Genomic DNA, 13808 nt, shown 5'->3' on the forward strand with positions numbered 1-13808 from the left:
GGCCTATCGGGGACGGGATATCTTTAAGTGTCTGAATTATTTGACGAAGTTGACGAGGACGTCCGCCGTGATCAGCTCAAAAAGCTGTGGGACCGGTATTCGATCTATATCGTCGCCGGTGCGCTCCTGATCGTTGTCGCCGTGGGCGGTTGGCGCGGCTATCAATATATCGAGGCGCAGAAGGCGGCCGAGGCCGGTGCGGCGTTCGACGCCGCCGTCGAGCTGTCCGAGCAAAACAAGCATGCCGAGGCCGAAGCGGCCTTCAGCAAGCTGGCCGCGAGCGCGCCCTCGGGCTATCGGATGCTGGCGCGGCTGCGCACCGCCGCGGAAGTCGCCAGCCGGGATCCGCAGGCGGCGGTTAAAATGTACGACGACATTGCGGCCGATCGCAGCATTGGCGCGACGGAACAGGATCTGGCCAGGATCCGCGCCGCCGGACTGCTGCTGGACACGGCGACCTATCCCACGATGCTGCAGCGCCTTGAGGCTGCGACCACGCCGGAGGCGACCTTTCGCCACAGCGCGCGTGAACTGCTGGCGCTGTCGGCCTGGCGTGCCAACGATACCGCAGCCACGCGGCAGTGGCTGGATTTGATTGCCAATGATGGCGAGACGCCGTCAGGCCTGCGTTCGCGCGCCGAAGCGCTGCAGGCATTGCTTCCGCCGGTCGCGAAGAGCTGACGGCCGGAAAAACGAGTTGAGTGAGAAATCGACCATGCGCCGCTCGCAACGTCTGATCGCTGCTGCTGTCCTCATCGCGCTGTCTAGCGCGCTGGCCGGCTGTTCTGGCGGTGGCATCAGCAGTTGGGATCCGTCCGACATGCTCGATTGGCTCGACACCAAGAAAAAGCTTCAGGGCGATCGCAAGCCGGTTTTCCCCGAAGGTGTGCCGGGCCTCGAACAGGGCGTCCCGAAGGACCTCTACAAGGGCGCAGCCGAGCAGCAGCAGATCGATCAGCAGAACGCCCAGGCCGCGGCCGCCGCCGCGCCGCCTCCCCAGGAGGCTAAACCGAAGAAAGTCGCCAAATCCAAAAGCAAGCCGCCGGCCGCGGCCGGTACGGACGCTGCCGCCTCGACTGACGAAGATGCGACAGCGGCCGCGCCGCCGGCGCCCAAGCCCAAGAAGATCGTCCGCCAGCGCACCACCGCGCCGCCGCCCGATCAGCCGACCGCGCAGTCAGCCCCCGCCGGGCAGGCCGCACAGCCGACGCAACAATCTGCTGCGCCATTCCCGGCGCCGCTGCCAGGCGGTACTTTCACGCGCTAATTTTCAACGTCTCGTCTCATTGACCCGCGCGTTCTACAAAGCATTTTCCGGCCAAGCCGACCCCAAGTCGATTTCGGTTCGCACCAGGAAAATGCTCTCATTCAATCGTCTGCGCGCATGGATCGCTTATGCCCTTCACGATCGCCATCATCGGCCGGCCCAATGTCGGAAAATCGACGCTGTTCAATCGGCTGGTCGGGCAGAAACTGGCGCTGGTCGACGACGAACCCGGCGTCACGCGCGATCGCCGGGAAGGCGCGGCGCGCCTTGGCGATCTCGAATTCACTGTTATCGACACCGCCGGCCTCGACGAGGGTGCGAAGGGTTCGCTGACCGCGCGGATGCAGGAGCAGACCGAAGCCGCGATCGGCCTCGCCGACGCCCTGATGTTTGTGATCGACGCGCGCGCGGGCCTGACGCCGAACGATCGCGCCTTCGCCGATTTCGCGCGCCGCGCCAGCAAGCCGGTGATTTTGGTCGCCAACAAGAGCGAGGGCAAGCAGGGCGACGCCGGAGCGATGGAATCCTACGCGCTGGGCCTCGGCGAGCCGATCCAGATTTCAGCCGAACATGGCGAGGGCCTCAGCGATCTCTACGACGCGTTGCGCTCCCTGATGCCGGAACCCGACGAGGAGTCTGAGGAGTTCGACGATGACGAGGTCATCGATCCGGACGAGGATATCTCCAAACGCCCGATTCGCGTGGCCATCGTCGGCCGCCCCAACGCCGGCAAGTCCACGCTGATCAACCATCTGCTCGGCGAGGAGCGGCTATTGACCAGCGCCGAGGCCGGCACCACCCGCGATTCCATCTCCGTTGAAATCAACTGGCAGGGCCGGGACTTTCGCGTGTTCGATACCGCGGGCCTGCGGCGGCGCTCGCGGATCGAGGAGAAGCTGGAGAAGCTCTCGGTCGCAGACGCGCTGCGCGCGGTGCGCTTCGCCGAGGTCGTGGTGCTGATGATGGACGCGCAGAACAAGTTCGAGGAACAGGACCTGCGGATCGCCGACCTGATCGAGCGCGAGGGCCGGGCGCTGGTGATCGCGGTCAATAAATGGGATTTGATGGGGCGCCAGTCGAGCCTGGTTTCGGCGTTGCGCACCGACGCCGACCATCTGCTGCCGCAGGTCAGGGGCATGCCAATCGTCGCGGTGTCCGGCCTGATGGGCGAGGGCATCGACCGGCTGATGAGCGCGATCGAACAGGCTTACGCGGTATGGAACCGGCGGGTGCCGACGGCGTCGCTCAATCGCTGGTTCGAGCAGGCGGTGGATTCCAACCCGCCGCCGGCGGTATCGGGCCGGCGATTGAAACTGAATTATATCACGCAAGCCAAGGCGCGGCCGCCGAGTTTCGTGCTGTTCTGCTCGCGCGCGGACGCCGTGCCGCAATCCTATCTGCGCTATCTCGTCAATTCCCTGCGTGAATTTTTCGAGCTTCCGGGCACGCCGGTGCGGATTGCGCTGCGCGAGAAGGCCAACCCGTTCGCCCACAAGCGCAAGCGGCCATCGTGAGCGAACAGGCGCCCGCTGGTGTGGTCGAAGCGCCGCGGGTGCAGAGTTCCGCCGTGGCGTTCATCTTCGTCACCATCCTGCTCGACATGTTCGCGCTCGGGCTGATCATGCCGATCCTGCCGAAGCTCGTCGAAAGTTTCGTCGATAACGACACCGCGAGTGCGGCGAGGATCTTCGGACTGTTTGGTACCGCCTGGGCCCTGATGCAGTTTCTGTTCTCGCCGATCCTGGGCGGGCTGTCGGACCGGTTCGGGCGGCGGCCGGTGGTGCTGCTGTCGAACTTTGGGCTCGGGCTGGATTATGTCCTGATGGCGCTGGCGCCGTCGCTGATCTGGCTTTTCATAGGCCGGGTGATCTCGGGCATCACCTCGGCAAGCGTTTCCACGGCCTTCGCCTACATCGCGGATATGACGCCTCCGGAACGACGTGCCGCGGTGTTCGGCAAAGTCGGCGCCGCATTCGGCGCCGGATTTATTCTCGGACCGGCGATCGGCGGGCTGCTCGGTGGCGTCGATCCCCGGCTGCCGTTCTGGGTCGCGGCCGGCTTGAGTTTCGCCAATACGCTGTACGGTTTGCTGATTCTGCCGGAATCGCTGCCGCGCGATCGTCGCTCGCCGTTCCGCTGGAAAAGCGCCAATCCGCTGGGCGCGCTGCATCTGTTGCGCGCCGACCGGGTTCTCGCGGGACTATCGATCACGAATTTCTTCGCCCAGTTGGCGCATGTGGTATTGCCCTCGACCTTCGTGCTCTACGCGACCTACCGGTATGGCTGGGACACCAGGACCGTCGGCCTGACGCTGGCCATGGTCGGCATCTGCGCGATGGCGGTGCAGGGAGCCGGCATCGGCCCGATCGTCCGGCGGATCGGCGAGCGCCGCGCGCTGCTGCTGGGACTTGGCAGCGGCGCCGCCGGCTTTCTGATTTTCGGCACGGCGACAACGGGGCCGCTGTTCTGGCTCGGCATTCCCGTGATGGCCTTGTGGGGCGTCGCGGGCGCGGCGCTCCAGGCGCTGATGACGCGACTGGTGGCGCCGGATCAACAGGGCCAGTTGCAGGGCGCGACCGCCAGCGTGCAGAGCGTGTCACAGCTGCTGGGGCCGTTTCTGTTCACCCTGATCTTCGCTTACTTCATTGGTGCAGAGGCGCCGCTGAAACTGCCGGGCGCGCCGTTCCTGCTGGCGTCGGTGTTGTTGGTGCTGGCGCTCGTGATCGCCGCGCGCACGCTGGCGGCAGCGAAACCGTTGGCGTCCTGACGCCCCCTGTTGCGTGGGCATTAAGGTCCGCACGTTCTGGCAATGAAATTACCCGTCTTTCGCGCGTTGCGCGGCTTTCCGAATGTCCGACGGCGTCGTTCCATAACGGCAAGCGCCCGCCAAGAACGAAATCTGTGAACGTCGTTCCGTTCTCCGCGAGCAACTGACGGATATAGCTTTCCGAGATTTGCTGGCTTCGCGCGACATCGGCGAGCGTCAGGTCGTGGTGCTGGATCTTGCCAAGAATATGAGTCTTGATCGCTCTCAGCCGCGCAGCACGCAGACCCAGTTCGGGTAGTCCGAGGTCGCCGCCGCCACCGAGCAGCAGCGTCGCCAGGCCGTGCATATGCGTGGCGACCATGTGACGGAGCTCTGCCGTCGCGAGTTCTGCCTGATTATCGAGCATCGTCGCGTAGCCAACCAAAAGCTGCAAGACGCGATTGTCCTTCGGGATCGGCCGAGCAACCAGGGCGTCGAGATCGGCAATGTGAGGCGTCAGCAGATTTCGGCTGAGCCGAAAATTGATGACACGCGTTGGCGTGGATCCGGTGAATGTGGCTTCGGCGCCATTGGCGGTGAGAACGGCTTCGCCCTGGTTGAGCGTCACAACACGGCCGTACTGGCTCACTTCGCCGATGCCGCTTTGCATCACGACGAGGACAACATCGTCATTGTCGAGAAGTGCGGTGGTATGTCGGTTGCGCATTGGCGACAGCGTTCCGGCTGCCATGGCGAAACCCGGGAGCGACCGCAGCGTCAAATCGATATCGAGCGGATCGCCATCAAGGGGCTCTATTTCGATACCGAGAACCTCGCGGCCCAAAATCTCGCGAAAGGTTTCAATGCCGCCGTTTTCATGAAAGGCTTCGGTGGTGATCCGAAGTCTCTTCATTTCATCGTCCGGCATGCTTTCGACCCCTGGTGCGTTATCACCTCCAGCAGGGGTTAGTCGCGTCGTCGCAAGACCTGGTTCAGGTTGACAAGACCCGGTTCAGGTTAAAAAGATTGCGATCGATTTGCTCGGAATTGTCGTCCCGGGGCGCGAAAGGAATATCAATCGCGCGCGATGACTGGTCTCCCAGACCGGATCAACCTTGACCAGTGTTCTGGCGTAGATTCGGGCAGCGGGCCGGCGAGAAAATTGCGCTCGACCCGGCATTTGCATTTGGCTCTCAGTACTTCGCGACCACCGGAGGGTCGAACCGATAGTTGATGCCGACGCGCAGAATGTTGTCGGTGAAGCGGGTGCTGAAGGCCGAGGTAAGGGCCGTGGTCGTGACCGTGGTGTGGCGTATCGGTACGCCCGGCTGGGTCACGACGGTCGTAGCCGTTGTGGAGCCGTCACCGACATCCCCGAGATCCATGTAGAGATATTCCAGCTTGACCGACCAGTGATGATCGATCGCAGCTTCGGCGCCGGCGCCAACGGTCCAACCGGCGTGGGTCGTTCCCCAGCTCAACGGGATCGCCGGCGCGGTAGCGGAGAACCCGCCATAGGCCAGACCACCCGTCGCGTAGAGCAGGACGCGGTCGGTCGGAAGAATACCGATGCGGCCGCGCGCGGTGCCGAACCAGTCGAGCTTGTAGTTCGCCGTGAACAGGCCGGTGCCGGTAGCACATCCGGCGACGAGACAGACGTCAGAACTGCCGCGCTCGTCGCTGCCCTGAAGGTCAGCTTCCAGACCGAACAGCCAGGTTCCGCGCTGCCAGTTATAGCCGGCCTGCCCGCCGCCGACGAAACCGTCGACGTTGGCACGCCCGCTCACAGGCACCGATGCGAGTGGCGTGACAACCGGGAAGCCAAGGAGAAGGACATTTGTAATCGCTGTGAATTCGCTGACGCTCTGCGTTCCTGTCTGGGTGCCATCGGTGGCCGCGCTGCCCCAGCTATAGCCGGCGTTGCCGCCGATGTAGAAACCGCTCCAGTTGTAGCCGGGATCGACGTAGACCGGGGCCTTGGTGTAGGTCCGCACCGGGAGATCGGCAGCCAAGGCGGAGGTGACGCCAAATGATGCAGCCAAAATCGCAACAAGAAATTTCGTCATGCGGCCCTCTATCGAACAATCTGAGCCACCTTTTTAGTGTGTTCCGGAAAATCGGCTTGGACTGAGCGTCACTCGGCTTGGACTGGGCGTCACCATTCGACGATTGAGTGGTTCTGTTGCCAATAGGCGACAGGCTGCGTGGCGGCCGAGGCCGACAGGGGGCTCGATTTGGGCAATGGCGGCCGCGCGAATTCGCTGAGAAACCGGCCGGACCTTGCAAAACCGGCCGGCTGCATATGCCGCTACTTCTTCACCAGCGGACACTCGCTTTCACTGAGCGGCCTTGCGGCTTCCTCCGCCGGGATCGTCGCGATGCGCTTGTAGTAATCCCAGGGATATTTCGACTCCTCGGGCTTCTTGACCTCGAACAGGTAGGCCGGAAGCATCTTGCGGCCATCGGCGCGGATGGTGCCCTTGCCGAACAGGACGTCGTCGGTCGGCAACTCCTTCATCCTGGCGACGACCTTGGCGCCGTCATGCGGATTGCCTCCCATCACCTCCAGCGTCTTGAGATAGTGCAGCACCCCCGAATAGAGCCCTGCCACCGTCATCGAGGGCATTGTCCCCTTCGGCGAAAGCTTCTGGAGACGTTTCGACCATTCACGGGTCTGGTCGTTCATGTCCCAATAGAACGACTCCGTGAATGTGAGGCCCTGCGCGGTCTTCAGCCCGAGCGAGTGCACGTCATTGATGAAAAGCAGCAGCGCCGCGAGCTTCTGGCCGCCAGCGACAATTCCGAATTCGGAGGCCTGCTTGATCGCATTGGTGGTGTCGCCGCCGGCATTGGCGAGCCCGACCACTTTCGCTTTCGATGATTGCGCCTGCAGCAGAAATGACGAGAAGTCCGAGGTGTTGATCGGATGCCTTACGCCGCCGACAACCTTGCCGCCGGTGGCGGTGACGACAGCGGCGGTATCGCGTTCCAGCGCGTAGCCGAAGGCGTAATCGGAGGTCAGGAAGAACCAGCTGTCACCGCCAGCCTGGGTCAGCGCCTTGCCGGTTCCGTTGGCAAGCATGTAGGTATCGTACGTCACCGAAAGCGTGTTCGGCGTACAGGCCTTGCCGGTGATGTCGGCGCTGGCGCCACCCGAATTGATCAGGATGGCGTTCTTCTCTTTCACCAGATTGGAGACCGCCAGCGCGACGCTGGAGGTCGGCGTATCGACGATGGCATCGACCTTATCGACGTCGATCCATTGCCGCGCAATGTTGGTGCCGACATCCGGCTTGTTCAGATGGTCGCCGCTAAGCACCTCGATCTTCCAGCCCTTGTCGGGCAGGCCGGAATCCTGCACCGCCATCTTCGCCGCGATCACCGAGTTAGCGCCGCCGATGTCGGCATACAGGCTCGACATGTCGTTGAGCACGCCGATCTTCACCGTCTTGTCCTGCGCCATCGCGGATGAGGCGAACGCCAATCCCGCGAATGCAAAAAGCGCGGCGTAGCGCCGCGCAAGTATCGTCCTCATTGGAAATCCTCCACGTGTTGAAGCCGGGCCAGCTCTCTTTTGGAGCCTTAACCCATGGTTTTGATCGACCAGGCAATCCTGATTTTCGCGATTGTCCTCCGTCTTGTGCCGCGCGGCAATGCGTTATCGCAGCGCGTCCGAGATCAGTTTGAATTTCTGGATGCGCTTGGCGGTGTCGACCTCGGCGGTATACACGTTGCCCTTGGCGTCGACCGCCATGGCGTGGACCCAGTGAAACTGTCCGGCGTTGCGGCCGCTGTGTCCGAAGCTGCCGACCACGGTGCCATCCTGGCGGTTCAGGATCCGGATCTCGTTGTTCTCGCCATCGACGCTCAACAGATAGGTCTGTTTCGGATCGGGCCAGATCGCGATGTCCCATACCGCGCCGTTACCGAGCGTGTTCTTCTCGTAGAACCATTCCTTCACAAAGGTGCCGTCCTTGCGAAACACCTGAATGCGGTCATTGATACGATCGCAGACGTAGACCAGCCCGTCATTGGCGATCTTGACGCAATGCACGGGATTGCCGAACTGCTGCGACACCGGCGCCTTCGGATCGTAGGCCGCCTGCTTGTCGTCGTTCGGCGGATTGCCATAGGCGCCCCAGTGCCGCTTGTAGGTGCCTGACGTGGCGTCGAACACGATCACGCGGCGGTTGCCGTAGCCGTCGGCGACATAGATTTCGTTCGCCTCCTTGTCGATGGCGGTCTCGGCGGGCTTGCCGAGTTGGGTGGTGTCGTTGCTGCCCTTGCTCGGCGCGATCTTCCCGATCTGCATCACGAATTTGCCGTCGAGGGTGAATTTCAGAATCGCGTTGTCGTTTTCGGCGTTGCCGCCGATCCAGACAAAGCCCTTGTCGTCGACCTCGATACCGTGTTCGCGCCCGACCCATTCATAGCCTTCGCCGGGGCCGCCCCAGGCGCGCAGCAGATTGCCGTCGCTGTCGAACTCCAGCACGGGCGGCGCCGAGACGCAGCATTTCGAGCGCGGCGGCGTCAACGCCGCGCCCTTCTCGTCGTCGGTCAGCGAGCGGGGGCGATGGATGACCCAGACGTGGCCTTGCGCGTCGACGGTGATGCCGCCGACCTGGCCGAGGATCCAGTTGTTCGGCAGCGGTTTTGGCCACGATGCGTCGACCGCGAATCTCGGAATCTCGCTGGCGTGTGTGGCGCGCGAAAGTGCCGGTACGCCGATCAAGAGGGCGGCGGCAAGGCAGGCGAAAACGGTCCTCGATCGACGGGCGCGCGCAGCTATCGAGCGGGCGCGAATTGGCATCGGCGTCATGGCATTCTCCCGTATTTTCTTGCTTCGGATTTTTCCGATTGGCGGTCAGTGAATAGCGCGGACCTTCGGGAGTCAATTGCGCGAAGGGCAATACGGTTGCGCCGAAGCGCTGTGCCCGCCTCGTTACGCCGGCGCGCGAAAACTCATCAGCGTGCGGGTCTTGTAATCATAGAATTTGCCGGTCTCGTTCCAGGACGGCAGGCACATCGGCACGATGAATTCCGCGGCCTGCTCCGGCGTATCCAGCGTCAGCGGATCTTCGCCCGGAAACACCGTGGCGCGCATGCGGGTCCGGATCGGGCCGGGGCTGAACAGATTGACGCGAAGTGAGGTCGATGCCGTCTCATTGGCCCACACCCGCGCCAGAGCTTCCAGCGCGGCCTTGGAGGCCGAGTAGGGGCCAAGATAGGCCAGCGCCTTGTTGGAAGCCGCCGACGTGACGAACACCGCGCGGCCGGCATCGGATTTTTTCAGCAGCGGCTCCATGCAGCGGATCAATTGAAAATTGGCGGTGACATTGATCGCCATCACATCGTTCCACGGCTTCAGCTCGATATGGCCGAGCGGCGAGGAGGGGCCGGCGACGCCGGCATTGCCGACGAGAATATCGAGCCTGCCGTGACGCTCATGCAGCGCCGCGCCAAGCCGGGCGATGCCGTCGAAATCGTTCAGGTTGAGCGGCACCAGCGTGGCGCTGCCGCCGTCCTTGCGGATCGCGTCATCGAGTTCTTCGAGACCGCCTTGCGTTCGTGCCACCGCGACAACCTGCGCGCCGGCCCTGGCCAGCGCGCGGGCGGTGGCATAGCCGATGCCGCGCGAGGCGCCGGACACGAGAGCGATGCGGGAGGCAAGGGGAAGGGTCATGGACAGGTTTCTCCGTCATGCCCGGGCTTGTCCCGGGCATCCACGTCTTACATATGCCGAGGGTTTTATAGACGTGGATGGCCGGGACAAGCCCGGCCATGACGAAATGCTAAATCGTCAGCTCGCCTCGGCCAGCAACGACAATTGCCGGGGCTGCGGTTCGACCTGGGTCTGGTCGGTCAGATGCGTCGGATAGGCGCCGGTGAAGCAGTGGTCCGAGAATTTCGGATTGGCGGGATCGCGGCCAGGTTCGCCCATGGCGCGGTACATGCCGTCGACCGACAGGAACGCCAGCGTGTCCGCGCCGATCAGCTCGCGCATCTCTTCGAGACTATGCGTCGCCGCCAGCAATCCGCCGCGGTCCGGCAGATCGATTCCATAATAATCGGGATGAACGATCGGTGGCGAGGCGAGACGGAAGTGAACTTCGCTGGCGCCGGCGTCGCGCATCATGCGGACGATCTTTTTCGACGTGGTGCCGCGCACCAGTGAATCGTCGATCAGGATGATGCGCTTGCCTTCGATCGCCGCGCGATTGGCCGAATGCTTCATGCGCACGCCGAGTTCGCGCACGCTCTGGGTCGGTTGAATGAAGGTGCGGCCGACATAGTGGTTTCGGATAATGCCGAGTTCGAACGGCACCCCCGATTCCCTGGAATAGCCGAGCGCCGCCGGCACGCCGGAGTCCGGCACCGGCACCACCACGTCGATATCGACATGGCTTTCGCGCGCCAGTTGCGCGCCGAACGCCTTGCGGACCTCATATACCGACCGTCCGCCGACGATCGAATCCGGCCGCGAGAAATAGATGTATTCGAAGATGCAGGGCCGCGGCGGTTTCGGCGGAAACGGCTTGTGGCTGCGCGCGCCGCGCTCGTCGAACACGATGATCTCGCCGGGCTCGACGTCGCGGACATATTTCGCGCCGATGATATCGAGCGCGCAGGTCTCCGACGCCAGGATCGGACAGCCGTCGAGTTCGCCCAGCACCAGCGGGCGAATGCCGAGCGGATCGCGCGCGCCGATCAGCTTCTTGTTGGTCAGCGACACCAGCGAATAGGCACCTTCGATCGCGCGCAGCGCCTCGATGAAGCGGTCGATGAAGTGGCTGCGCTTGGATTGCGCGACCAGATGCAGGATGACTTCGGTGTCGGTGGTGGATTGCATCATGGCGCCGCCCCGCACCAGTTCGCGGCGCAGGGTCAGCCCGTTGGTGAGATTGCCGTTGTGCCCGACCGCGAAGCCGCCGGCATTGAGTTCGGCGAACAGCGGCTGCACGTTGCGCAGGATGGTCTCGCCGGTCGTGGAGTAGCGGACATGGCCGACCGCGGCGTTGCCGGGCAGCCGTTCGATCACCTCGCGGCGGGAAAAAGTGTCGCCCGGCGTTGCCGGGCAGCCGTTCGATCACCTCGCGGCGGGAAAAAGTGTCGCCGACGAGGCCGAGGCGCCGCTCGGAATGAAACCGGGCTCCGTCGAAGGAGACGATGCCCGCGGCCTCCTGGCCGCGGTGCTGCAAGGCGTGCAACCCGAGCGCGGTGATGGCGGCGGCCTCGGGGTGGCCGAAAATGCCGAACACGCCGCACTCCTCGCGCAGCGTATCGCCATCCAGATCGGCATCGGTAAGGTAGGGGTCCGGGCGGTCGATCGGGCCAAGACTCGGATCGTCAAGACTCGGATCGTCAAGACTCAGATCTTCGAGGCTCAGATCGCCAAGGCCCAGATCGTATTGTGCGGCGGCGTCATCGGAAGGGCTCTGTTTGCAGTCCATCGCGCCTCTCTTTTTGGCCTGACATCAACGGGCCGCGGGTTTCTCAATCAGCTTTTTGAGACTGTCGCGGGCAGGTTTACTGTAGCCATCACCTGAAGCCGGCGCCGCCGGATCGGTGTCAGTTTGTTCGTCATCGGGCTTATTCTTCTTGAATCTCTTTAAGATGGTGTTCTCGGGGTCATCCGGCAAGAGCGACATCAGCCAATCCCCGGTTCCCTGCAGCACCATCCGGGATTTCGCCCCGGTGACCCAATCCGGCCGCTGCTTGTCCGGAACCAGCCAGCTGAAGAACAGGAAGGCGACGACCACGATCAGGAGGCCGCGCGCCAGCCCGAACAGGAAACCGAGGGTACGGTCGAGCGCCCCGATCCGGGAATCCAGGATCATGTCGGAGATACGGACGGTAATGATGGAGACCACGATCAGGGTACCGATGAACACCCCGGCAACCACGACCACGCTCGCGACCGTGTCGTTATTGAAATAAGTCTTTGCGGTCGGCAGCAGCTTTGAGAAAGCATAAAGCGTGACCAGCGCGGCCGTGCCCCAGGCCGCAATCGACAGAATCTCGCGCATGAAGCCGCGCACCATCGCGAGCAGGCCCGAGATCAGCATCACGGCGAGCAGAACGAGATCGAGGATCGTTATCGGCATCGGCTGGTCAGGTCCGCTCGTAAGTTCAAAACCGCGAATCGGCGTGTCGGTGCCGTCCTAGGTGACGGTGAGATGGCATGTCCCGCAAGGCCGGAAATCGCGCCATCCGGTACCGCGCGCGGGTTGTATAGCGGCGAGGGCGGGTAACGTCACGCCCGGCTAGCCTTCCTGACGCCGGAATCTCGCGGGTGTGGCATTTTTCTCCACCGGTGCGCCCTCCCGGTTGGCTTTGGGCGTACCGCGCGCGGCGATATCGGCGACCAGGCTGGTCAATCCGCCGACGGTATTGAGCACCAGACCGGCGTCGCCGCCGACCTCGCCACGGGCCGATTCGGGCAGCACGGCGCGGCCGAAGCCGAGCTTGGCCGCCTCCTTGAGCCGGGCCGAGGTCTGCGCCACCGGCCGCACCGCGCCGGACAGCGATATCTCGCCGAAATACACGGCGTCCGTGGGCAAGGGCGCATTAACCAGCGACGACACCAGGGCGGCGGCGGCGGCGAGATCGGCTGCGGGCTCCTGGATTCTCAGGCCGCCCGCGACGTTCAAATAAACGTCATAGCCGGAGAGTTTGACGCCGCAATGGGCCTCCAGCACCGCCAGCACCATCGACAGCCGGCTCGGGTCCCAGCCCACGACGGCGCGGCGCGGCGTGCCGAGCGTGGTCGGCGCCACCAGCGCCTGCAATTCCACCAGCACCGGGCGGGTGCCCTCTATCCCTGCGAACACTGCCGTTCCCGGACTGCCGAGGTCGCGTTCGGACAGAAACAGTTCGGAAGGGTTGGAGACTTCGCGTAGGCCCAAGCCCGTCATCTCGAACACGCCGATCTCGTCGGTGGGGCCAAAGCGGTTCTTGACCGCGCGCAGAATGCGGAACTGCTGCGAGCCTTCGCCCTCGAATGACAGCACCGCATCGACCATGTGTTCGACCACGCGGGGACCGGCGATCTGGCCGTCTTTCGTCACATGGCCGACCAGGATGATCGCGGCACCGGATTTTTTCGCGAATCTGATCAAAGCCTGCGCCGAGGCGCGCACCTGGGTCACCGTGCCCGGCGCGGATTCCACCGTGTCGGTCCACATGGTCTGGATCGAATCGATCACGATCAGCCGCGGTACCGTGCCCTCGGAAAGGGTAGAGACGATGTCCTCGACCGAGGTTTCGGCGGCCAGTTGCACCGGCGCGTCGGCCAAGCCCAGACGCTCGGCGCGCAGCCGCACCTGCGCCACCGCTTCCTCGCCCGAGATATAGACCGCGCGATGGCCCGCCCGCGCCATCAGGCTGGTGGCCTGCGTCAACAGCGTCGATTTGCCGATGCCGGGATCGCCGCCGACGAGCAGCACCGAGCCGCGGACGAAGCCGCCGCCGGTTACGCGGTCGAACTCGACCATGCCGGAGGAGAGGCGAGGGGCGTCGTGGCTCTTGCCGGTCAGGTTTTCCAGCTTGAACACCCGCCCCTTGCGCCGCGAGCGCACCGAAAGCGGCATCGCGGTGGCGCCGGAAGTATCCTCCTCGGCCAGCGTATTCCACTCGCCGCAGGACTCGCACTTTCCCTGCCAGCGATTATAGGCCGCGCCGCAGTTCTGGCAGACAAAGGAGAGCGCGGATTTGGCCATGGGGGGGTGAGTCGGGGTTCGGGGGACTGAGCCACACCGTAGCATGGTTCTTGAAGGTTTGTTCCATTTTTGTTCT

10 protein-coding genes and 2 pseudogenes are annotated in these 13808 nt (G+C 63.7%); 4 read left to right on the plus strand and 8 right to left on the minus strand.

The window, feature by feature from the left end:
• The first annotated feature begins 27 nt into the window (after window positions 1–27).
• From ABR948_RS07620 to ABR948_RS07635, 4 genes are all read left to right on the plus strand, one after another.
• Entirely contained in the window at window positions 28–681 is a 654-nt protein-coding gene (locus ABR948_RS07620) for a tetratricopeptide repeat protein (protein WP_428115343.1), read from the plus strand.
• Window positions 682–715: 34 nt separating this feature from the next.
• The gene (locus tag ABR948_RS07625; protein ID WP_428115374.1) at window positions 716–1267 is read left to right on the plus strand and encodes a hypothetical protein; all 552 of its coding nucleotides are present in this window, start codon (window positions 716–718) and stop codon (window positions 1265–1267) included.
• Between the two features lie 128 nt (window positions 1268–1395).
• Window positions 1396–2781 (plus strand): ribosome biogenesis GTPase Der, encoded by a 1386-nt coding sequence (der, locus tag ABR948_RS07630; protein WP_428115346.1) that lies wholly within the window; start codon window positions 1396–1398, stop codon window positions 2779–2781.
• Window positions 2778–4034: a TCR/Tet family MFS transporter gene (locus ABR948_RS07635; protein ID WP_428115349.1), complete on the plus strand. Its 1257-nt coding sequence runs from the start codon at window positions 2778–2780 to the stop codon at window positions 4032–4034. Before der ends, ABR948_RS07635 begins: the two co-directional genes overlap by 4 nt.
• A gap of 331 nt (window positions 4035–4365) precedes the next feature.
• Here ABR948_RS07635 and ABR948_RS07640 read toward each other — a convergent pair.
• From ABR948_RS07640 to radA, 8 genes and pseudogenes are all read right to left on the minus strand, one after another.
• Window positions 4366–4941 (minus strand): annotated as a pseudogene (locus ABR948_RS07640) (AraC-like ligand-binding domain-containing protein); the annotation flags it as partial.
• 265 nt (window positions 4942–5206) lie between these two features.
• Window positions 5207–6079, minus strand: coding sequence for an outer membrane protein (locus ABR948_RS07645; RefSeq protein WP_428115352.1), 873 nt, complete (start codon window positions 6077–6079; stop codon window positions 5207–5209).
• 242 nt (window positions 6080–6321) lie between these two features.
• Window positions 6322–7548 (minus strand): ABC transporter substrate-binding protein, encoded by a 1227-nt coding sequence (locus ABR948_RS07650; RefSeq protein ID WP_428115355.1) that lies wholly within the window; start codon window positions 7546–7548, stop codon window positions 6322–6324.
• 123 nt (window positions 7549–7671) lie between these two features.
• Window positions 7672–8832 (minus strand): NHL repeat-containing protein, encoded by a 1161-nt coding sequence (locus ABR948_RS07655; RefSeq protein WP_428115357.1) that lies wholly within the window; start codon window positions 8830–8832, stop codon window positions 7672–7674.
• A 123-nt stretch (window positions 8833–8955) separates the two neighbouring features.
• On the minus strand, window positions 8956–9696 hold the full coding sequence (locus ABR948_RS07660) for an SDR family NAD(P)-dependent oxidoreductase (protein ID WP_428115360.1): 741 nt from the start codon (window positions 9694–9696) through the stop codon (window positions 8956–8958).
• A gap of 117 nt (window positions 9697–9813) precedes the next feature.
• Window positions 9814–11464, minus strand: a pseudogene (gene purF / locus ABR948_RS07665) (amidophosphoribosyltransferase).
• A 24-nt stretch (window positions 11465–11488) separates the two neighbouring features.
• A complete protein-coding gene (locus tag ABR948_RS07670) occupies window positions 11489–12118 on the minus strand; it encodes a CvpA family protein (RefSeq protein ID WP_428115363.1) in 630 nt (209 codons plus the stop codon).
• A gap of 159 nt (window positions 12119–12277) precedes the next feature.
• Window positions 12278–13732, minus strand: a complete 1455-nt coding sequence (gene radA, locus ABR948_RS07675) for a DNA repair protein RadA (RefSeq protein WP_428115366.1) — start codon at window positions 13730–13732, stop codon at window positions 12278–12280.
• Window positions 13733–13808: the final 76 nt, after the last annotated feature.

The organism is Bradyrhizobium sp. (assembly GCF_050014615.1).
Lineage (GTDB): Bacteria > Pseudomonadota > Alphaproteobacteria > Rhizobiales > Xanthobacteraceae > Bradyrhizobium.

Bases quoted from the DNA above. Each gene is read 5' to 3' on its own strand.
- ABR948_RS07660 (WP_428115360.1), bottom strand. From the start codon at position 9,696: ATGACCCTTCCCCTTGCCTCCCGCATCGCTCTCGTGTCCGGCGCCTCG.
- ABR948_RS07625 (WP_428115374.1), top strand. From the start codon at position 716: ATGCGCCGCTCGCAACGTCTGATCGCTGCTGCTGTCCTCATCGCGCTG.
- der (WP_428115346.1), top strand. From the start codon at position 1,396: ATGCCCTTCACGATCGCCATCATCGGCCGGCCCAATGTCGGAAAATCG.
- ABR948_RS07670 (WP_428115363.1), bottom strand. From the start codon at position 12,118: ATGCCGATAACGATCCTCGATCTCGTTCTGCTCGCCGTGATGCTGATC.
- ABR948_RS07645 (WP_428115352.1), bottom strand. From the start codon at position 6,079: ATGACGAAATTTCTTGTTGCGATTTTGGCTGCATCATTTGGCGTCACC.
- radA (WP_428115366.1), bottom strand. From the start codon at position 13,732: ATGGCCAAATCCGCGCTCTCCTTTGTCTGCCAGAACTGCGGCGCGGCC.
- ABR948_RS07655 (WP_428115357.1), bottom strand. From the start codon at position 8,832: ATGACGCCGATGCCAATTCGCGCCCGCTCGATAGCTGCGCGCGCCCGT.
- ABR948_RS07650 (WP_428115355.1), bottom strand. From the start codon at position 7,548: ATGAGGACGATACTTGCGCGGCGCTACGCCGCGCTTTTTGCATTCGCG.